Origin of the sequence: uncultured Flavobacterium sp. (assembly GCF_937967675.1) — a bacterium.
Classification (GTDB): Bacteria; Bacteroidota; Bacteroidia; order Flavobacteriales; family Flavobacteriaceae; genus Flavobacterium.
The window spans coordinates 1-19,296 of the sequence record NZ_CALBSN010000117.1; the positions used below are offsets into that span (position 1 = coordinate 1).

The window sequence follows — 19,296 nt, forward strand, 5'->3', positions numbered from 1 at the left end:
TTGTATTTGATTGATAGTCAATACAATGTACTAATTTTTAGTGTTTTGAGCAACTTTTTTTATAATGCACTACGGGTTAATTTAGGAAAAGTTTAGGAAAGCAACTCTATTTCAAAATATCTCAAAATAAAGAAAATAGAAATTAAATTGATTACAAGCGCTAACCAATAATACTTGTTATAATTATGAGTATTGACAGCGATTTCATACAAATTTAAAAGAGGTAAAATTACTACTGCAATCCAAATCGGAATCCAGATAATTTCGGTTTCAAAACCGATAAAATGAATGGTTTCAAAATTTTGGAAAATAGCAACGAAAATCATTACTAAAACAACAATACTAAGTAAAAGATATATTTTGTTTTTTGTTGCCATACTAAACCAAATAAATCCCGTCTTCTTTGATTTCGATAAGTTTTTGTTTGTATAAATTTCCAACGGCTTTTTTGAAATTCTTTTTACTCATTTTCAATACCGTTTTAATATCTTCAGGATGGGAATTATCCGTTAATCGTAAGAAACCACGATTGGCTTTTAATTCGTCTAAAATTATTTGCGAAGAAGGTTCGATTGCCTCTACTCCTACTTTACGTAGCATGACATCAATTTTACCATCAGGACGAATGTTTTTGATATACCCTTTGGTTTTCATTCCGGGTTTTACATCATCATACACTTCATTTTTATACGCTAAACCTTTGTGTTTTTGATTGATGATGCAATTGATTCCGCCTTCAGTAATGTGAGAAATTAAAATATCTACTTCTTCGTTGCGTTGTAAATCTAAATTTTCATTACTCAAAAACTGATTGGTTTTACTCGAAGCTACCAAACGATTAGTTTTTTCATCCATAGTCATGTAAACCAAGTAACGTTTGCCTTCTTCCATTGGGCGTGCTTGTTCTTTAAACGGAACAAACAAATCTTTCTCCAATCCCCAATCTAAAAAAGCTCCAAATTTGTTGATGTAATTTACTTTCAAATGCGCAAATTCGTTCAACTTAATATAAGGTTTTAACGTAGTTGCAACAGGGCGTTCTTCGTGATCTAAATACACAAATACGGTTAAATCATCGCCAATAGTAAATTCTTTTGGAACGTATTTATTTGGCAATAAAACATCATCTTCTTGTGTGTCTTCGCTTCCTAAAAACAAACCAACTTTTGTATCTCTAAGAATTTTTAACGTATTGAACTGTCCTATGTGTAACATAAATAAAAATAAATAAAGCGCAAAGGTAAGCATTTTAAAAATTAGAATTTAGAAATTAGAATTCCGAAATTAGAATTCCGAAATTCAGAAAACAAAAAACCACAAATCAATTATTGAAATGTGGTTTTTAAAATTGTATTTATTGAAATTAAATTCCGATTTCTACTTGGAAACGAACATACCAATTTTGTTTGTTAGTTCCGTCGAAAAATTCTTGTTTTTCTGTTGTAAATTCTGCTTGAAGTTTTAAAGCATGTTCCCAAATGTATTTATTTACACCAAAACTTAATTGTTCTGTATTTGGATAAAATACCTTTACTTCGTTGTCAACTTTTTGTTTTGAAAAACGACCAATAACTTCGTATTTTGAAGGAAAACAGTAGCTTAATTGATTATCAAAACCGTTTCCAACAAAAACCGCTCTACTCAATAATGGATTAGTTGCTGATGTTGTGATAGCTTTACTAGCATCTCTCATCATATAAGTAGACATAAAAGCCCAACCATTGTATTTTCCTATAAAGTCTAATAAAACAGTAGATAAATTACTAGTTTCATATAATAAATCACCCATCTGACCTTGTGATTCTCTTGCTTTATCATTGTAATTGTAAACTCCAGAAATCATAAATTTAGGCTTTTGTTCTCTTAACAAATCTCCTTCAAAATAATGACCATCTTTCTTAAACTTACCTAAAGGCATTAATTCAATTTTTCCAGAGTAAGATAAACCATTATTATCTTTTAAAGTTGAATTTGTGCTATTTGTTGTCCAGTTTCTTCCTTCTCCTAAAGTTACAGCACCTTTAAAGTTATAAGAAAACTTATTCTCATATTCATTTAAATTTGCAAAATGGAAACCAAAATCACGGTCTGTATTAAATCGAGAGTTGTTTATACTTCTATCGGTTAACTGAATAGCTCCTGATGAATTTACAGCTTGTCTAGTTCCAGGTAATTTAGTAACTCCAAAACCATATTGCCAATGCATATTCGGACGATAATATACAACCGCATCCCTAATTACGTTTAAGTTTTCATTTGCTCTTACTGGCCCAACATCTCCAGCACCAAATGATAATTGAATCACATATAAATATTTTGGACTCCCTACATATCCATCGAAACGCAATCGTAAACGACGCACTTGAGCTTCATAAAATGGATCAACACCTTCATTGTTATAATATGTCAATCGATCTTGCATTCTAAAACGAATATTGAACTGGAAAATACTATCTGGAGATGTTAAACCTACACCTTTACCAAAACTATAATAGGGTAACGAGGTTAGCTTTAAATCATTGTCTTTTGTAGATACTTTTATGTCCTGAGCACTTGAAAATGCAGTAGTTACTAAAAGTAAAATTGTAATTAATTTTTTCATTTGTTATGTTGTTGTTTATTTTGTGCAAACTTAACATCAAAACAAGGTTAAGTATGTTAAGTAAATATTACCTTTGCAAAAAATTAACGTTATGTCGAATATATACATTGGATATCATTTTACCATAGAACCATTAGAATTAGGTAGTGAAATTTTAATCGCAGAATTAGGTGAAAAAGCATTTGAAAGCTTCATCGAAACTGAAACTGGAATTTCGGCCTTTGTTCAAAAGGATCTATGGGATACAAATATATTAGAAGATATTCAAATTTTAGATAATCCAGAATTTAAAATCGAATATACTTTTGAAGAAATTGAGCAAGTAAATTGGAATGAAGAATGGGAGAAAAACTTCGAGCCCATTGATGTAGACGGAAAATGTCACGTAAGAGCACCATTTCATGAAAAAACAAATGCTGAATTTGACATCGTAATTGAACCTAAAATGAGTTTTGGAACAGGTCATCATGAAACCACTCACATGATGATTCAACATTTGTTAGAAACGGATTTAGTAGGAAAGAAAACCTTAGATATGGGATGTGGAACTGCCATTTTAGCCATTTTAGCTGAGATGAAAGGCGCACAACCTATTGATGCTATTGATATTGACAATTGGTGTTACTTAAACTCAATTGAAAATGCAGAGCGTAATAATTGCAAACATATATCGGTTTACGAAGGAGATGCTTCTTTATTAGTGGGTAAAAAATATGATGTGATTATTGCTAACATCAACCGTAATATTTTATTAAACGATATGCAACAATATGTAGCTTGTTTAAACGAAAACGGAATTTTATTCTTAAGTGGATTCTATACTGAAGATATTCCTGTGATTTCGGAAAGTTGTACCTCTAAAGGTTTAACTTATGTTAAACAATTTGAACGCAACAATTGGGTAGCTTTAAAATTTAAAAAATAGAATTTTGGATTTTATAATTAATATTATAAATTTGTTACGCAACCGATAAGAAAAAGAAAATGAGTACAATAGAAAAAATCAAAGAAGAAATTTTAGTTGAAGAAGCTATTGGTTTGAATCATGAAATTGTATTACATAATGACGATGTAAATACATTTGATCATGTAATTGACACTTTAGTTCGAGTATGCAATCATGATGATTTACAAGCAGAACAATGTGCAATTTTAGTTCATTACAAAGGAAAATGTACGGTTAAAACAGGTTCTCTGGAAGAATTAAAACCACAATGCTCTGCTCTATTAGATGCAGGTTTAAGTGCTGAATTGATATAAAAAAAGTCCCGATTAAATCGGGACTTTTTATGAACTCATTTTTCCAATAGCGCAACTTACATAAGACTTCGCTTTTTCCATTAAACTATTGGCTTCTCCATCTTCGGGATATCCTAATGATTTTAATTTTTCTTTAACTTCCTGTAACTTTTCATCCGTTCCATAATCAAATGTTACCGAACTTTCTTCAACATTTACAGCAACATTTTGTATCGTTTCGATAGATGAAATTCCTTTGGAAATTGTATTAGCGCAACCGCCACATTTTAAATTTTGTATAGGAATTGTTGTTTGCATAACTCATTATTTTTAATGACACAAATTTACAAAATATACAACCAACACACTACAAAATCACTTACTTTAACTTAACTTTAATGAGGTAATTTGTCTTTTATCAAACCATAAATATAGGTTCCTAAAAGAGCTCCTATTAAAACTACAGCAATAGCGTAAGTTCCTGTACCTAAAAGTATAAATATTGGTCCAGGACAACATCCTACAAGAGCCCATCCTAATCCAAATAAAGTCCCCCCAATAATGTAACGCCAAAAACCACGTTCTTTTTCAATTATATTAATTGGCAAACCGTTATAATCTTTTACTTTATATTTCTTTATAATTTGTAATCCTACAATACCTGTAAATAATGCTGTTCCAATAATTCCATACATATGAAACGATTGAAAATAAAACATTTCATAAATGCGATACCAAGAAACTGCTTCTGCTTTGGTTAAAACAATTCCGAAGAATATTCCGGTAAGAAAAAATCTTGCTAATTTCATAATTAAGCCGTTTTAAAGATTAGAGGTAAAATATAATGTGCCATAGCTAATCCTCCAATAAAGAAACCAATAACAGCTACTAATGATGGTAATTGTAAATTGCTTAACCCCGATATAGCATGACCTGATGTACAACCACCCGCATATCGCGTTCCGAAACCAATTAGTAAACCTCCAAGCAATAAAATTGCAAATCCTTTTGGAGATTGTAATGTTGCAACGCTAAAAATAGCATCAGGCATTAATTTACCATTTGGAGCATCAATTTCAAGTGTTTGCAATTGCGCAATAGTTTCTGGATTTATATTAACACCACTTCCATCTGATAAAAAGTAAAAAGCGATAAATCCACCCACAAAAGCACCTAAAACAACAGCTAAGCTCCATTTTTGTTCGCGCCAATCCAATTTAAAAAAATCGCTAAACTTTCCAGCTCCTGCCATAGAACACATGGTGCGCAAATTAGAAGACATTCCAAACGATTTACCAAAATAAGTTAAAATTAACATGGTTAATCCAATCAAAAAACCTGAAATGGCCCAATGCCAAGTTCCAAAAATATAGTTCATCGCAATTCAATTTTGCACAAAAATAGAAATTCAAATTGGGATTTATAACTTTTAAAGCAATTTATACTAAATTTGAACTATTAAATAAAAACCATTATAATGAAAAAATTTTCAATTGAATTCAAATGGGCAATTATTGCTAACATCCTTTTCTTAGCTTGGATGACTTTAGAAAAACAATTAGGGTTTCATAACGAAAAAATTAAATGGCAAATGGCTTTTACCTTGCTATTTTTTATCCCTTCATTTTTGATTTATCTATTAGCACTTTTAGACAAAAAGAAAAATTATTATCAAAATAATATGAATTGGCGACAAGGTTTTATCTCTGCAATAATAATTTCATTTATTGTGGCTGTTTTTTCACCATTAGCACAATTTATAACACATGAAATTATTTCGCCATTGTATTTTGAAAAACTCATTAAATTATCGGTAGAAAATCAAAGAATGACGCAAGAACAAGCCGAAAATTATTTTAACCTTACATCTTATATTTGGCAAAGTATATCAGGTGGCATTTCTTCAGGTGTTATAATTGGCGCGATTGTTGCTTACTTAATTAGAACTAAATCTGTTTGATAATGAAAATTTTACTATCACTATGCTCCTTAGCACTACTTAGCAGTTGCGTAAGTACTGAATCTACATTAAAAAATATCGACAAAACCGCAATACGTCCAGCCATAAAAAATAAAGCGTATGCCATTACAGAATATGCAACTGATACAAAATACGGTTATGATAAAGATTATCCGATAAACATTGGTTTTATTCATGAAAAACAAGAAGACATTAATGTAGCCTATTTTTTCAATGGCTTAAGTGGTCCAAAAGGAGAAAAAATTACATATAAAAAAATTGATACCTGCTGTCCGTTTCCTTCTAAAAACAGTTTAATGGGTGCAGGTACTATTGGTATTTATGAAGTGTCTTTTGAAGGTAGTTCTAAAACTATCATATTGTACTTTAATATCTATGAAAAAGGAAAAATACTATGCCCTAAAGGTTTTACTATAAAACAAATACAAGAAATTGATAAATAAAAACATTTTTATTATATGTAACATTTGTAACCTTTTCTTCTGCTAAAGAAAAGGTTTTTATTTTTATCTTTGCACCTTCAAAATCAACACAAAATGAATTTAACAAACATTCCTCAAATAAAACACACTGAAAGTGGTAACTTTTTTTTATTAGCTGGACCTTGTGCTATAGAAGGTGAAGAAATGGCTTTACGTATTGCAGAAAAAATAGTTTCTGTTACTGATAAATTACAAATTCCATACGTTTTTAAAGGTTCTTTTAAAAAGGCCAACCGATCAAGAGTAGATAGTTTTACCGGAATAGGCGATGAAAAAGCCTTAAAAATTCTTCAAAAAGTTTCAAAAGAATTTGGTGTACCTACGGTTACCGATATCCATACTAATGAAGATGCAGTAATGGCCGCTGAATATGTTGATATTTTACAAATACCGGCTTTCTTAGTTCGTCAAACAGATTTAGTAGTAGCAGCTGCAAACACGGGTAAAACTGTAAACTTGAAAAAAGGGCAATTCATGAGTCCGGAAAGCATGAAACATGCAGTTCAAAAAGTATTGGATAGTCACAACAAAAATGTAATGGTTACAGACAGAGGAACCATGTTTGGTTACCAAGATATGATTGTAGATTTTAGGGGAATTCCAACCATGCAACAATATGCTTCAACTGTATTAGATGTAACCCACTCACTTCAACAACCTAATCAAACAACTGGTGTTACAGGAGGCCGACCTGATATGATTGAAACCATTGCTAAAGCAGGAATTGCAGTTGGTGTCGATGGAATTTTTATTGAAACCCATTTTGATCCCGCAAATGCCAAAAGTGATGGCGCTAATATGTTACACCTGGATTACTTTGAAGGCTTAATGACAAAATTAGTAGCTATCCGAAAAACCGTTAATCAATTTTAATTTTTTATAACTTCAAATGAAACATCCATTTTTAATGGCTGTACTAACTTTTTGTGTTTTTTCACAGTACACCTTTTCGCAAGAAACAGTAGAAAATCCTGAAAAATACACGAGCAATAACAAAGGGAAATTCTACATCTTCTGGGGAGGTAATAGGGAATCTTATTCAAGATCTGACATTCGTTTTAAAGGAGCTGATTACGACTTTACGATTCACAATGTGGGGGCTCACGATAAACCAAAAGGATGGCACTGCGATTATTTTAACCCTGCAAGAATGACCATTCCTCAAACCAATTTAAGAATTGGGTATTTTATTTCCAACCATTACAATATCTCTATTGGAGTTGACCACATGAAATATGTAATGTATAACGACAGAAGAGTAAACTATACAGGATATTATCCTAATGCTGGTTCTTATAACGAAAATCCTAGTGGAGGACAACTTACATTAGATGAAGATTTTTTAACTTTTGAACACACTGATGGTCTAAATTATGTAAATACTGAGATTTCAAGAGTTGATGATATTTCTTCATTATTACAACTACCTAATACTGATAAATTTCAAATTAACGTAACAGAAGGTGTTGGAGCAGGTCTTCTTTATCCTAAAACCAATACAAAACTACTGGGAAAAGATCGCTATGATGAATTTCATGTTGCAGGATATGGTATATCAGCTAAAGTTGGACTTAACTTTACATTCTACAAACATTTCTTTATCCAAACTGAATTAAAAGGAGGATATATCGACATGAATGATATAAGAACTACTAGAAGCACAGCTGATTCAGCAGAACAACACTTTTGGTTCTTACAAAGAATCGTATCTATTGGAGGAATCTTTAGAATCTAAAACATAATGTAAATAAAACTAAGCCACGCTATCTTAATGATGTGTGGTTTTTTTTATTTCTTTATAAGTACGTGTATTAAAATAATTCAAAAATATTTGGTCAATAAATTATTTATTATTTACTTTGTATTTCAAAGTACTTTAAAATGGAAAACGAAAAATATCTAAATGACATAAGCGAAATCAAAAATTTGATGAACAAATCTTCACGTTTTATTTCCTTAAGTGGTTTATCTGGAATTTTAGCAGGCGTTTATGCTTTAGTTGGTGCATGGTTGGCTTACAAAACGATTTACTTTGATACTTCAACAATGGGAGCCTATAGCGATTTAGTAATTTCGGAAGATGCAGTGATTCGTTTGTTAGTAATTGCAACAGCTGTTTTAGTTTTATCTATAGTAACAGGAATCGGATTAAGCATTCGTAAAGCTAGAAAAAGTAACGAAAATGTTTGGAATACCGCCTCAAGAAGATTAGTTATCAACTTTATGATTCCATTAGCAACGGGTGGATTTTTCATTATCTTTTTAATCGAAAAAAACATGTTTGGTCTAATCGCTCCCCTAACCTTAATATTCTATGGATTAGCGTGTGTAAATGCTAGTAAATATACGATTGGCGATGTTCGTTATTTAGGAATTACGATGATTGCTTTAGGATTATTATCGACTTGGTTCTTAGGATACGGATTGTTGTTCTGGGCATTAGGTTTTGGAGGTTGCCATATTTTATACGGAAGTTTAATGTACTTTAAATACGAGAGAAAGTAATCAACTAACCTTTAAACTCTATACTTTTAAACTAAATCATGCTCAACATCATCCAAAATATCAACAAAGCCTTTGATCACCGAATTCGTTTGGGGATTATGTCGATATTGATGGTCAATGAAAGTGCCGATTTTAATATGTTGAAAGAACTTTTGGGTGTAACCGATGGTAATTTAGCTTCACATACCAAAGCTTTAGAAGCTGAAAATTATATTCAAATTGAAAAACAATTTATTGGTAAAAAACCTAATACAAAATACAGTGCAACAAAAGAAGGTCGTGAGGCTTTTACTGCTCATATTGAAGCCCTTGAAAAATTAATCAAGAAAAGTTAACGCTATTTTTTTATTTATTCACTTTGAAATTCAAAGTACTTTTAATAACTAATTATGAGAGATTTATTCATCGAAAAAATGTACGAAATCAGTAAGAAACCCTATCAAAGATTCTTTAAAAAAGGAAAAGCTTGGAATATCAATGTCAATCAGTTGATACAACTTTCTAGTGATAGCTTGGGATTTCATTTGGGTTGCTTTTTATTGAAATACAACTTTGAAATCCAACCCAAATTAGAAGACCACGATATTATTCACGTATTAACCAATACCGGAATTTCAGTTGTGGAAGAAATAGGCATGCAATATTATTTGTACGGAAACGGAAAACGAAGCTTTTATTTATTAATGGTAATTATTTCAGGAACACTCTTCTATCCTACTCGATTATCGTATTTCAAACAACAATATTTAAGAGGAAAACAAGCACATGAATTCTACGGATTGGATTTTTTGAATATGCTTACAATTCCCATTACAAACATTCAACAAACTTTTAATATCAAATAACATGAACAAACTCATCAACATCAGCATGACCATCGGAATTTTATTCTTTATCGGAATGGAAATCATCAAAAACATCTCATCAAAAACAAAAACAAAACTCACAACCACATGGAAAAAGATTTTTTAAAATTGCCGCTATCCACCCAAATGGCAATTGTATCGTTTGGAATTGGTTCTTTATTGTTTGTACTATACTTTCCATTCAAAGAATCAGACAATCTTATTAAAATTGGAATTATCTACGTAGTAATTGCATTAGTAGCAAATGGTCTAATGTTAATAAAATTAATTTATGATTGCTTTGTTCTACCTGTAGAAAGATTAAATATCATAAAGCAAATCTTGATTTTATTAATAAATGTACCAATATCATTCTTCTATTTTATAGTAATACTATATACAGTTCTTTCAAATCAACCTTTTTAATCAACAATAAATCAAACATCATGGAAACACAAATGCAACAAGAACCAAAAGTACCGTTCTTTCAAACCACAACCGCTAAAATGATCATGGTTGGGATTCTAACTTTAGTATTAATCATTCCACTAGCTTTAGTACAAGAATTAATTGTAGAGAGAAGCCAACGCCAAAAAGAAGTCATTACCGAAACCACTGCCAAATGGGGAAATTCGGTTTATTTTTATGGTCCGATTTTAAAAGTGCCTTACAAAGACCCAATGTCGGGAGCCAACAATTACGCTTATTTCTTTCCAGAAACATTAAATAATAAAACCGAAGTTACGATGGTAAAACCTTTGGAAAGAAGCATTTACAAATCGAATGTATTTACGACCAAAATGCAGTTTGATGGTAATTATACGAATCCAAATTTTGCTTCAAAAGGAATTCCTGCTGAAAACATTTATTGGAATCGCGCTAAAATTTTAATTCGAACTACCAATTTAAAAAGTCTGAAAGACGAAGTAAAAATGAAAATCGGGAATCAGAGCTTAGCTTTTGAATCGGTTGCAAATATTTCGAATGATAGCATTGAAAGCCTAGAAACCAATTATTTTGATTACCAAAATTTACAAAACGAAGCTAAATTCAACTTTACCATTTCGTTCAACGGAAGTAAGCAAGTAAAAATGGTTCCGATTGGAAAAACTACAGATGCCAAAATGACTTCGAATTGGAATTCGCCAAACTTCAATGGCAACTTCTCTCCTATTTCTAGAGAAATTACAGATAACGGCTTTGAAGCGAATTGGAAAATATTACACTTCAATCGTCCGTTTGCTCAAAACTATTTTGAGGTGTTACCTGAATTAGGCAAATACGCTTTTGCAGTAGATTTTATTACGCCAGTTGACGAATATCAGCAAAGCGAACGCGCTTCTAAATATGGATTTTTAGTAATTGGATTAACGTTTTTGATTTTCTTTTTGATTCAATCAATCAGCAAAATCAACATTCATATTTTTCAATATTCGATGATTGGAATTGCTTTAATTATGTTTTATACTTTATTGATTTCGATTACTGAACATAGTTCGTTTTCATTTGCTTATTTAGTAGCGGGAGCTTCGGTTATCATTATGATTTCGCTCTACTCGATTTCCATTTTAAAAGACAAAAAGTTTCCGATGTTCATTGGCGCTTCGTTAAGTGTATTATATACTTTTATTTATGTAATTATTCAATTAGAAGATTATGCGCTTTTGGTAGGAAGTATAGGATTGTTCTTCATACTTGCAGCCGTGATGTATTTCTCAAGAAAGATTGAATGGAATAAATAAACAAAAAACCTCCGATTGAAGATTTTCAATCGGAGGTTTTACTTATAGTATTAAATATTAATGTCCGCCTGAGATTTTACTTTCAAAACTAATCTCTTGAGCTTTTAATATTCCTTTTACTTTCCAAGCATAAAAAGCCAAATAAGCAAAACAAAGTACTCCAATAATATAACTCGAATGTATGGTAGTTTCGTCAGCAACTACTCCTTGTAACCAACTTACAATACCGCCACCCATAATCATCATAATTAAAAAACTACTTCCCTGACTTGTATTCTTTCCTAATCCACTAACTGCTAAAGTAAAAATACATGGCCATAAAGTACTACAGAATAAACCTACTGAAGTAAAAGCATATACACTAGTCATTCCAGTTGTAGCCATTCCAATTAATAAAGCAAGTATTCCCAAACCTGAGAAAATTAACAGCATTCTCGCTGGATTTCCTTTACTTGCCATATCAGCACCTATAAGCACTAAAATGATTAATGCATAAACATAAAAAGGAGTTAAATCATGTTTTGCAATGGCATTTACCAATAAAAATACTCCAAATGCTAAATAAGGTGCTATAAAACGTAATATCTTCTGTAAATCCATTTTATCGGTAAAGGCTTCTACAGCTCCTGTCCATCTTCCAATCATCAAACTTGCCCAATATAATGAAATGTAAGGCGCAATATCTTTAGTTAAAAAACCCAAATCTTTTTCCATGTATGCTGGCAAATTACTTGCTGTAGATACTTCAACTCCTACATAAACAAATATGGCAATCATCCCTAAAATTAATTGTGGATATTTTAAAGCGTGGCCTCTATCATTGGAAATAGAATCATCAGATTCAACAACAGCTTCAGGTTTATCAGGTAAGGAAGAGAATTTCAGAAAAACTGCAACTAATAAAAAAGCAGCACCTAATATTAAATACGGAATTTTTACACTCTCAATATCTAATGTTGTATTGCTCGAAGTAGCGGAACCAAAAATCGCAAAACTTACAATTAACGGACCAATAGTAGTTCCTAAATTATTAATTCCTCCTGCTAATGTTAATCGTTGAGAACCAGTTGAAATTGGTCCTAAAGCAATGGCTAATGGATTTGCAACTGTTTGTTGAAGTGAAAACCCTAAACCAACTATAAATAAACCAGTTAACATTAATTCAAACGAACCCGAATTCGCTGCTGGATAAAACAATAAAGTTCCTAAAGCCGAAATTATTAACCCCAAAGCTAAAGAATTTTTATAGCCAATTCTATTGATTAAATCGCCTTTAGTTGCATAGGAAATAATCATGTAAATAATAGAACCTACGGTATAAGCTACATAAAAGGCAACCGAAACTAATTGACTTTGCCCTTGTGTTAAATCGAAAGCTTCTTTGAAAACAGGAATTAAAATATCGTTACTCGCAGCTACAAATCCCCAAAAAAAGAAGACTGTTACTAAAGGAATGAATTGTGCCCAATTCGTTTTAACTTGATTGACTTGCATAGTTTAGTTTGGTATTGGTTGTTGATTAAAGTTTGAAAAATCTTATAATATTTGTTAAATATACATTTATTCAACTTTAATTTAAAAACATCTGAATCTTTTTTTTCTACGAAATCGTTTTCGTGTTAACTAATAAAAAAACCCGATGTAAAATCGGGCTTGAAATTATTTGGTAACTAAAACGTCTTGTTTTTCGTCAACGTAATCTTGTAAATATTTAAAACGTTCTGTTAGTTGACCGTTTTCGGTGATTTTTGCTCTTTGCAGAATTCCGTCTTTATCACCATTGAAGAAAGCTGGAATTACGTGTTTCATGAACATTTCTCCAAAACCTTCACTAGCGTCTTTAGGTAATTCACAAGGCAAATTATCAACCGACATGACCATAATTGAAGCTGGATGTGTATAAGGAACTTCTTTGTGCTCGCTTGGCAAGTATCCAAAGAAAGGCTCTGCAATTGTTGATGCTTTAATAGTACAAGCTACTGGACCATCAACATCACACGATATATCCGCAACCACTTGAATTTTATTATCCGCAGCACGAAGCATTTCTCCAGTTAAGATATCTGGCGAACCATTACCGTGAAAATGTCCAGCGATGAACATATCGGCTACTTTTGTAAAGCGCTCAAAATCTGAAACGTAATCTTGTGGGTTTTTATAGAAATCATTATTGTCTAAGACCTGACCATCTTTACGTTTGTTATAATCCAATACGTCGATTTGAGTATAAACAGGCTCAGTATATTTTTTGTTTAAGAAATCTTCAACGTTAACTTGCTTGATTTTAATTCCGTCTAAAATCTCTTTTGCTCCCATTCCTACTTTACCATGTCCGGTAAGCACAATTTTAATATTTGGAAGTGTTTGTCGTTTTAAACGCGCAATTAAATCTTCTTTACCGCTCAACGTTTCCGCTTTTGGTAAAGTAAATAAATCATATTTGATTCCAAATCCTCTGAAACCGTTATAAGCGCCAACTAAACCAGCATAACGACCAAAACCAATTAATCGGTGATTAGTAGCATCTACAATTGTTTCATGATCGTATAATTCGATATTTTTAGCTAAAATTGCTTGTAATAATTTACGATTATAAGGTTGTTTTTTAATTGTATGCGAAAAGAAAAAGTATTTTTTATTTGGAATTAAAGCATCAATTGGCACTTCTTTCACACCAAAAAGCACATCACAATCGGTCATGTCAGTAGTGACATTTAGTCCTAAATTGCGATAATGGTCATCCGAAAAAATTCGAATATCCGAACTTTCAACTTTTATTTCCGCTTCTGGATGTTCTGATTGCAAGCGAATTAACTCTTCTGGAGTGAATACTACTCTTCTATCCGGTGGGTTCTTTCTTTCTTTGAAAATTCCAAACTTCATAGCAAACAATATATTTAACTGAATATTGATTTAATGTTACAAATATAACTTTAAAGAAGCGACTATGCAAAGTTTTTTTAATTGAAAAAAAGAATGTAATTTTGGCTCACTTTTTGAGACTGAAATAAAAGTCTGCACACTGAAAACTGCGACTGAACACTCAAAAATTGGGGTCGACTGGTTTTGACAGCGAGTGGAATTGATTAGTAAGCACGTCGAGCATTGTATGTTTAGCTCGTAAATCCAAATGTACAAACCTATAAACGGCGAAAATAATTACGCTTTAGCTGCTTAATCTGAATTATAGTAAGATTTGCCTAGTTCCTACCAGGTAGGAAAGCTAGATTCTCCTCAAAAGCCTTGGTTTATGGCGGTTGGTATAGGGGAACCGTAAAAGTAGACCTAGGAATGGTAATGCTTTAAATCCGTTCTGACACTGACAGAGCTAAGCAAAGAGTGGCGGTTTCTAGCCTTGCTCTTTGTCGAAAATCCAAGATGAAACTAAGCGTGTAGAAAGCTATTTGATTGCTTGTTTGGACCCGAGTTCGATTCTCGGCGACTCCACTAAAACAAATTCAAAACAGACTAAAAGCCTGTAAATCGTATGATTTACAGGCTTTTTCGTTTTGACTACTATTCAAATTTTCTATTAAATCTCAAACCATTGGTGGTAAAATCGGTTACCCGAAAAAAAGTAAAATTAGGGTAACCGAATTTCTCGCAAAACCAATGATAGCAAGCAGTTCAAAAGATGAACATCTTGACAAATGAGGATTAAATAATTATTTTGAATAACATTAAAGTCACCACAAAATGAAACACAAAATGTCAATACTTTTCTACGTGAAAAGTTCTAAAGCATCAAAAAATGGTTTACTTCCCATTTATCAAAGAATAACAATTAACGGCACTCGTATTGAATTAAGTACCTCAAAGTTTGTAGAAAAATCCAAATGGAATACTGCGGCAGGTAAAATAAAAGGAAATTCAGAAGAAGCCAGACTAATTAATAGTTACCTTGATATTTTAAATGCAAAAGCATATGAAACTGAGAAATGGATGGTAAACAATAACCAGGAAATTAATGCTCAAACCTTCAAAAATAAATTCTTAGGAGTTGAGGAAAGACAGCGTAAACTAATCGTTATTTTTGAAGACCATAACAAACGAATGAAAGAACTAGTTGGAAAAGAATTCTCAATTAACACTTATAAGAAGTATGAAACAGCATTAAATCACACCAAAGAGTTTTTAAAATATCAATATAAACTTAATGATATTTCAATAAAACAAGTAGATATTGCTTTCATCAACGATTTTGATTTCTACTTGAGAAACACTAAAAACTGCAATAACAATTCAACCATAAAATACATTAGAAACTTTGGCAAAATAGTTAAGCAGTGTTATGTAAATGGTTGGATTGAAAAAGACCCTTTCTTAAATTATAAAGGTAAAGTAAAAGAAATTGAAAGAACTTATTTATCAGAAGATGAAATTGAATCTTTGCTTAATAAAGAATTTAAAATAAAACGATTAGAGTTAGTTCGCGATATGTTTATCTTCTCATGTTTCACTGGTCTTGCGTATATTGATGTCTTCAATTTAACAAAATCTAATGTTGTAATTGGTATAGATGGCGAAAAATGGATTTCAACTCACAGACAAAAGACAGAAACAGCTTCAAAAATTCCAATCCTTCCTGTTACACAAATGATTATTGATAAATACGAAAATCATCCACTATGTATTAACGAAAATCGACTTATACCTATTTTATCAAATCAAAAAATGAATGCATATCTCAAAGAACTGGCAGATATTTGTGAAATTGATAAAGAGCTAACTTTTCATATTGCCAGACATACATTCGCTACTACGGTAACACTTACTAATGGAGTTCCAATAGAAAGTGTGAGCAAAATGCTAGGTCACAAAAACTTAAGAACAACTCAACATTACGCTAAAGTTTTAGACAGAAAAGTAAGTGAAGACATGAAAATTTTAAAAGAGAAATTTTCGAACAAATTAAAATTAAAAAGCTCTTAATTCATTCAATAACATTCTAATAAGTTTAGTATTCAATTCAAGAATTGAACACTAAACTATTTGATTCCTTTTAAAAGCTTATATAGTTTTGTTACAGAAAAATAAATCATGTCAGAGCAAAATAAGCAAGAACGAATTAGAAAAATATACCAAATGCTATTTGAAATGGCTTCTGGAAATCTTCAATTTCAAATTGCTAATTTAGATGAAGAAGATGAAATTGATCAAATCGCTCATAAGCTTAATGAGATTGCTAGTAATATTAAAAATACCTTTCATAAAATCGGTCATGTAATTCCTCAATTTACATATCAAAACTTAGTACAGCATACTTTCATTCTAGATAAAGAATTTTACATTTTGAGCTTTTCATCGAGTGTACTAGACACTTTAAAGTTAAGTCAACAAGAGCTTTCAAAACTTAAATTTTCAAAAATAATTGCAAAACAATCTATTAATGATTGGAAAACAATAGAAAATGAAATTGTTACTAACAACATATTTCATATTACACTTCAATTACACTTATTAGATAAAAACAATCAAATCTACCCCTCCTATTTTACAATTTCATCTTTATTAAACTCTAACAAAATTGTAATTTCTGGAATCACTACAAATATCGAAGATTATACAAATTATAATATTGCTAATAATAATTTAGCATCCTCAAAAAAAATTGATAGTAATACTATAGTTCAAAATGTTTATAATTATATAATGAATCATCTTGAAGAACCTCTACCTTCTGTAAATGAACTAGCAAAAATTTTTGGAACAAACGATTTTAGACTAAAAGCTGAATTTAGAAAGCATTTCAATATTAGTATTTATAAATGTTATACAAATGAACGATTAAAAAGAGCAACTTATCTCATTAAAAGAACGAACATTCCATTGAAAGAAATTGCTTTTATAAGCGGATTCAATGATTACAATAATTTTTCCAAAGCATTCAAAAAAAAGTACAATTATGTGCCTAGTGAATTGCAAAGAAGTCTACATGAAGAAGATTAGCATTTATTAAGCCATACTTTTTCAACTAAACTAAATCCCGATTTAACTACTTACAATTATTTGTTTTTCAAAACTTTACACAACAAAAAAAGTATTATGGAGAACAAATTAAAAAATATCTTAGTTATCATCATCAGCTACTTGTATGTCTTTTTATTTGTGTATGCTGCAATTAGTAAAATACTAGAATTCGAAACATTTATTGTCCAATTGGGACAATCACCATTGTTAAGTGCCTATGCAAAATGGATTGGAATCCTAGTCCCAACAATTGAAATAGTAATTTCGATTCTACTATTAGTTCCTAGAATTAGATATATTGGACTATTTCTAGCCTTTGGATTAATGATGATGTTTTCCACCTACATAATCATAATTTTAAATTATAGTGATTTTATTCCATGTTCCTGCGGCGGTGTACTCTCGGAAATGGATTGGAACGAACATCTTATTTTTAATTTTTCTTTCGTTGCTATTGGTGGAATAGGAATTATTCTCGATACGCATTTAAAATTTTCAATAAAAAAGCAATTCGTTAAATTAATGAGTGTAAGCCTTTTAAGTGCTTTTTCTGTTACGGGATTATATCTTTTATCAGAGAATGAAATGCATAGAAACAATAGCTTCGTAAGAAGATATCCTCATCATCCTGTTGACGATTTAAAAGGAATTCCTCTAAAATACAATTCCTACTATATTGCAGGATTTGACAAAGGAAAAATAATTCTTGGAAATAGTACTGCGCCTTTACATTTGCTAGAAATTGATACCACATTAAAAAGTATCAAGGAGGTAAAAATAACTATTTCTGACAACAAAGATTTTCAGTTCTCATCTATTCAATTAAAAATAAAATCACCTAACTTTTATCTGGTAGATGGATCAGTCCCAATAATTTATAAAGGTGTTACTTCAAATTGGAATGCCAAAATATTAACTACCAAATCCAGCAATTTTTCTCTTTTAGAACCTATTACGCCTATCGACTTCATAATAAGAGGAAGTCATTCAAAATCGGCTGAACATATATTAGGACAATTAAGTAAATCCAAAAATTACAAAATAATTGAAACAAATAATGTATTAGAAAAAAGAATAGACGGCATATTTGATACAGATGGTTTACTACTTTACAATGAGCAACTTAATAAAATTATTTACACTTATTACTATAGAAATCAATTCATCATCACAGATTCTCATTTAAACAAAACTAAAACAATTAAAACAATCGATACTGTAAGTCAATCCAATCTTGAATTTGCCTACACAAAGAAAAACACAGAAAAAAAATTAGCTAAGCAACCTAATACAATTAACATATACGCTGCAACATCTGGCAAATACATATTTATCAAATCTGACAGACTTGGAAAGTATGAATCCGAAATCATTGCCAAACAAGCTAGTATTATAGATGTATATGATATTGAAAAAAGAACTTACGAATTCAGTTTTTACTTCTACCACTACAACAATGAAGAAATAAAAACATTTAAAATTTATAATAACCTCCTAATTGGTTTAACCAATAAGCATCTTATTGTTACAAAATTAAAACCAAAATACTTCAAAATAAAATAATAAAAACATACTTGGCCAGTTTCAGGGGAAGATCGAAAACCTGTTAACAGAGTAGATCACAACTATAATTTTATACATTATGAGAACTAAGTTTTTAAAATTCGGTTTGCCAATAGCTGTTTTTGCTTTGGCAATTGTGGGAGCTTTTGCATCGCAAAAAGCAGACAACAAAGTTTTAGCTCCTGAAACAGGTTGGATTAATTATCCAACACCTTGTAATGTTTCAGTTTCTTGTAGAACTGAAATAGGACCTGTGTGCACAATGTTCCACTTAGGACAAGAAAGACAAGCGTATGGAAAAGTAAATCCAAACGATCTTACTTGTTCTAAGGTACTTTACAAAATACCTTAATCATTAATTTAATAA

The 19,296-nt window shown here is 31.0% G+C and carries 24 protein-coding genes and 1 other RNA gene; 17 read left to right on the forward strand and 8 right to left on the reverse strand.

All coding sequences use genetic code 11. The features are described 5' to 3' along the window. Window positions 1-92 precede the first annotated feature (92 nt). The 3 genes from Q0075_RS07805 to Q0075_RS07815 all read right to left on the reverse strand — a co-directional run bounded on the left by Q0075_RS07805 (window position 93) and on the right by Q0075_RS07815 (window position 2,602). Window positions 93-377, reverse strand: a complete 285-nt coding sequence (locus Q0075_RS07805) for a hypothetical protein (RefSeq protein ID WP_297869027.1) — start codon at window positions 375-377, stop codon at window positions 93-95. A gap of 1 nt (window position 378) precedes the next feature. Then, window positions 379-1,215, reverse strand: a complete 837-nt coding sequence (locus Q0075_RS07810; RefSeq protein ID WP_297869028.1) for a S1-like domain-containing RNA-binding protein — start codon at window positions 1,213-1,215, stop codon at window positions 379-381. A gap of 148 nt (window positions 1,216-1,363) precedes the next feature. Then, on the reverse strand, window positions 1,364-2,602 hold the full coding sequence (locus Q0075_RS07815; protein ID WP_297869029.1) for a porin: 1,239 nt from the start codon (window positions 2,600-2,602) through the stop codon (window positions 1,364-1,366). A 91-nt stretch (window positions 2,603-2,693) separates the two neighbouring features. Here Q0075_RS07815 and prmA point away from each other — a divergent pair, with 91 nt between their 5' ends. Then, window positions 2,694-3,527: a 50S ribosomal protein L11 methyltransferase gene (prmA, locus tag Q0075_RS07820; RefSeq protein ID WP_291107471.1), complete on the forward strand. Its 834-nt coding sequence runs from the start codon at window positions 2,694-2,696 to the stop codon at window positions 3,525-3,527. Between the two features lie 59 nt (window positions 3,528-3,586). Then, window positions 3,587-3,862 (forward strand): ATP-dependent Clp protease adaptor ClpS, encoded by a 276-nt coding sequence (locus tag Q0075_RS07825; protein ID WP_291107468.1) that lies wholly within the window; start codon window positions 3,587-3,589, stop codon window positions 3,860-3,862. Window positions 3,863-3,889: 27 nt separating this feature from the next. On the opposite strand, the gene Q0075_RS07830 is transcribed toward Q0075_RS07825, so the two are convergent. From Q0075_RS07830 to Q0075_RS07840, 3 genes are all read right to left on the reverse strand, one after another. Then, on the reverse strand, window positions 3,890-4,159 hold the full coding sequence (locus Q0075_RS07830) for a heavy-metal-associated domain-containing protein (protein WP_291107465.1): 270 nt from the start codon (window positions 4,157-4,159) through the stop codon (window positions 3,890-3,892). Window positions 4,160-4,236: 77 nt separating this feature from the next. Next, on the reverse strand, window positions 4,237-4,650 hold the full coding sequence (locus Q0075_RS07835; protein WP_291107462.1) for a DUF6691 family protein: 414 nt from the start codon (window positions 4,648-4,650) through the stop codon (window positions 4,237-4,239). Between the two features lie 2 nt (window positions 4,651-4,652). Further along, window positions 4,653-5,219: a YeeE/YedE thiosulfate transporter family protein gene (locus Q0075_RS07840; RefSeq protein ID WP_291107459.1), complete on the reverse strand. Its 567-nt coding sequence runs from the start codon at window positions 5,217-5,219 to the stop codon at window positions 4,653-4,655. Window positions 5,220-5,318: 99 nt separating this feature from the next. On the opposite strand from Q0075_RS07840, the gene Q0075_RS07845 reads away from it, so the two are divergent. From Q0075_RS07845 to creD, 10 genes are all read left to right on the forward strand, one after another. Beyond that, window positions 5,319-5,801: a DUF4199 domain-containing protein gene (locus tag Q0075_RS07845; RefSeq protein WP_297869030.1), complete on the forward strand. Its 483-nt coding sequence runs from the start codon at window positions 5,319-5,321 to the stop codon at window positions 5,799-5,801. Between the two features lie 2 nt (window positions 5,802-5,803). Beyond that, window positions 5,804-6,265 carry a 2-dehydro-3-deoxyphosphooctonate aldolase gene (locus Q0075_RS07850; RefSeq protein ID WP_297869031.1) on the forward strand — a complete coding sequence of 154 codons (462 nt, stop codon included), beginning with the start codon at window positions 5,804-5,806 and terminating at the stop codon, window positions 6,263-6,265. Between the two features lie 93 nt (window positions 6,266-6,358). After that, window positions 6,359-7,177 (forward strand): 3-deoxy-8-phosphooctulonate synthase, encoded by an 819-nt coding sequence (gene kdsA, locus Q0075_RS07855; RefSeq protein ID WP_297869032.1) that lies wholly within the window; start codon window positions 6,359-6,361, stop codon window positions 7,175-7,177. A gap of 16 nt (window positions 7,178-7,193) precedes the next feature. Next, window positions 7,194-8,039 (forward strand): hypothetical protein, encoded by an 846-nt coding sequence (locus Q0075_RS07860; protein WP_297869033.1) that lies wholly within the window; start codon window positions 7,194-7,196, stop codon window positions 8,037-8,039. Window positions 8,040-8,185: 146 nt separating this feature from the next. Next, window positions 8,186-8,809 carry a hypothetical protein gene (locus Q0075_RS07865; protein WP_297869034.1) on the forward strand — a complete coding sequence of 208 codons (624 nt, stop codon included), beginning with the start codon at window positions 8,186-8,188 and terminating at the stop codon, window positions 8,807-8,809. Between the two features lie 38 nt (window positions 8,810-8,847). Further along, window positions 8,848-9,144 carry a transcriptional regulator gene (locus Q0075_RS07870; protein ID WP_297869035.1) on the forward strand — a complete coding sequence of 99 codons (297 nt, stop codon included), beginning with the start codon at window positions 8,848-8,850 and terminating at the stop codon, window positions 9,142-9,144. Window positions 9,145-9,198: 54 nt separating this feature from the next. Then, window positions 9,199-9,654, forward strand: coding sequence for a hypothetical protein (locus Q0075_RS07875; RefSeq protein WP_297869036.1), 456 nt, complete (start codon window positions 9,199-9,201; stop codon window positions 9,652-9,654). Window position 9,655: 1 nt separating this feature from the next. Continuing rightward, complete coding sequence (locus tag Q0075_RS07880; RefSeq protein WP_297869037.1) at window positions 9,656-9,781, forward strand: hypothetical protein; 126 nt, start codon at window positions 9,656-9,658, stop codon at window positions 9,779-9,781. After that, window positions 9,763-10,080 carry a hypothetical protein gene (locus Q0075_RS07885; RefSeq protein WP_291107435.1) on the forward strand — a complete coding sequence of 106 codons (318 nt, stop codon included), beginning with the start codon at window positions 9,763-9,765 and terminating at the stop codon, window positions 10,078-10,080. The genes Q0075_RS07880 and Q0075_RS07885 overlap by 19 nt, the downstream gene beginning before the upstream one ends. Window positions 10,081-10,100: 20 nt before the next feature. After that, entirely contained in the window at window positions 10,101-11,396 is a 1,296-nt protein-coding gene (gene creD, locus Q0075_RS07890) for a cell envelope integrity protein CreD (RefSeq protein WP_297869038.1), read from the forward strand. 57 nt (window positions 11,397-11,453) lie between these two features. Here the strand turns inward: creD and Q0075_RS07895 are convergent, their stop codons facing one another. Both Q0075_RS07895 and Q0075_RS07900 read right to left on the reverse strand, forming a co-directional pair. Then, window positions 11,454-12,890, reverse strand: coding sequence for an MFS transporter (locus Q0075_RS07895; RefSeq protein WP_297869039.1), 1,437 nt, complete (start codon window positions 12,888-12,890; stop codon window positions 11,454-11,456). Between the two features lie 165 nt (window positions 12,891-13,055). Beyond that, a complete protein-coding gene (locus Q0075_RS07900) occupies window positions 13,056-14,279 on the reverse strand; it encodes an NAD(P)-dependent oxidoreductase (protein ID WP_297869040.1) in 1,224 nt (407 codons plus the stop codon). 169 nt (window positions 14,280-14,448) lie between these two features. Here Q0075_RS07900 and ssrA point away from each other — a divergent pair. From ssrA to Q0075_RS07925, 5 genes are all read left to right on the forward strand, one after another. Further along, window positions 14,449-14,846, forward strand: a transfer-messenger RNA (tmRNA) gene (gene ssrA, locus Q0075_RS07905). 246 nt (window positions 14,847-15,092) lie between these two features. Beyond that, on the forward strand, window positions 15,093-16,328 hold the full coding sequence (locus Q0075_RS07910; protein WP_297869041.1) for a site-specific integrase: 1,236 nt from the start codon (window positions 15,093-15,095) through the stop codon (window positions 16,326-16,328). A gap of 108 nt (window positions 16,329-16,436) precedes the next feature. Then, window positions 16,437-17,345 (forward strand): helix-turn-helix domain-containing protein, encoded by a 909-nt coding sequence (locus tag Q0075_RS07915; RefSeq protein WP_297869042.1) that lies wholly within the window; start codon window positions 16,437-16,439, stop codon window positions 17,343-17,345. A 96-nt stretch (window positions 17,346-17,441) separates the two neighbouring features. Further along, complete coding sequence (locus Q0075_RS07920) at window positions 17,442-18,929, forward strand: DoxX family protein (RefSeq protein WP_297869043.1); 1,488 nt, start codon at window positions 17,442-17,444, stop codon at window positions 18,927-18,929. 79 nt (window positions 18,930-19,008) lie between these two features. After that, a complete protein-coding gene (locus Q0075_RS07925) occupies window positions 19,009-19,281 on the forward strand; it encodes a DUF6520 family protein (protein WP_231843888.1) in 273 nt (90 codons plus the stop codon). Window positions 19,282-19,296 lie beyond the last annotated feature (15 nt).

Coding starts and splice junctions, on each gene's coding strand:
- Q0075_RS07825 (WP_291107468.1), top strand. CDS start 3,587: ATGAGTACAATAGAAAAAATCAAAGAAGAAATTTTAGTTGAAGAAGCT.
- creD (WP_297869038.1), top strand. CDS start 10,101: ATGGAAACACAAATGCAACAAGAACCAAAAGTACCGTTCTTTCAAACC.
- kdsA (WP_297869032.1), top strand. CDS start 6,359: ATGAATTTAACAAACATTCCTCAAATAAAACACACTGAAAGTGGTAAC.
- Q0075_RS07920 (WP_297869043.1), top strand. CDS start 17,442: ATGGAGAACAAATTAAAAAATATCTTAGTTATCATCATCAGCTACTTG.
- Q0075_RS07895 (WP_297869039.1), bottom strand. CDS start 12,890: ATGCAAGTCAATCAAGTTAAAACGAATTGGGCACAATTCATTCCTTTA.
- Q0075_RS07885 (WP_291107435.1), top strand. CDS start 9,763: ATGGAAAAAGATTTTTTAAAATTGCCGCTATCCACCCAAATGGCAATT.
- Q0075_RS07915 (WP_297869042.1), top strand. CDS start 16,437: ATGTCAGAGCAAAATAAGCAAGAACGAATTAGAAAAATATACCAAATG.
- Q0075_RS07830 (WP_291107465.1), bottom strand. CDS start 4,159: ATGCAAACAACAATTCCTATACAAAATTTAAAATGTGGCGGTTGCGCT.
- Q0075_RS07815 (WP_297869029.1), bottom strand. CDS start 2,602: ATGAAAAAATTAATTACAATTTTACTTTTAGTAACTACTGCATTTTCA.
- prmA (WP_291107471.1), top strand. CDS start 2,694: ATGTCGAATATATACATTGGATATCATTTTACCATAGAACCATTAGAA.
- Q0075_RS07810 (WP_297869028.1), bottom strand. CDS start 1,215: ATGTTACACATAGGACAGTTCAATACGTTAAAAATTCTTAGAGATACA.
- Q0075_RS07910 (WP_297869041.1), top strand. CDS start 15,093: ATGAAACACAAAATGTCAATACTTTTCTACGTGAAAAGTTCTAAAGCA.
- Q0075_RS07835 (WP_291107462.1), bottom strand. CDS start 4,650: ATGAAATTAGCAAGATTTTTTCTTACCGGAATATTCTTCGGAATTGTT.
- Q0075_RS07900 (WP_297869040.1), bottom strand. CDS start 14,279: ATGAAGTTTGGAATTTTCAAAGAAAGAAAGAACCCACCGGATAGAAGA.
- Q0075_RS07805 (WP_297869027.1), bottom strand. CDS start 377: ATGGCAACAAAAAACAAAATATATCTTTTACTTAGTATTGTTGTTTTA.
- Q0075_RS07860 (WP_297869033.1), top strand. CDS start 7,194: ATGAAACATCCATTTTTAATGGCTGTACTAACTTTTTGTGTTTTTTCA.
- Q0075_RS07925 (WP_231843888.1), top strand. CDS start 19,009: ATGAGAACTAAGTTTTTAAAATTCGGTTTGCCAATAGCTGTTTTTGCT.
- Q0075_RS07875 (WP_297869036.1), top strand. CDS start 9,199: ATGAGAGATTTATTCATCGAAAAAATGTACGAAATCAGTAAGAAACCC.
- Q0075_RS07845 (WP_297869030.1), top strand. CDS start 5,319: ATGAAAAAATTTTCAATTGAATTCAAATGGGCAATTATTGCTAACATC.
- Q0075_RS07840 (WP_291107459.1), bottom strand. CDS start 5,219: ATGAACTATATTTTTGGAACTTGGCATTGGGCCATTTCAGGTTTTTTG.
- Q0075_RS07865 (WP_297869034.1), top strand. CDS start 8,186: ATGGAAAACGAAAAATATCTAAATGACATAAGCGAAATCAAAAATTTG.
- Q0075_RS07870 (WP_297869035.1), top strand. CDS start 8,848: ATGCTCAACATCATCCAAAATATCAACAAAGCCTTTGATCACCGAATT.
- Q0075_RS07850 (WP_297869031.1), top strand. CDS start 5,804: ATGAAAATTTTACTATCACTATGCTCCTTAGCACTACTTAGCAGTTGC.
- Q0075_RS07880 (WP_297869037.1), top strand. CDS start 9,656: ATGAACAAACTCATCAACATCAGCATGACCATCGGAATTTTATTCTTT.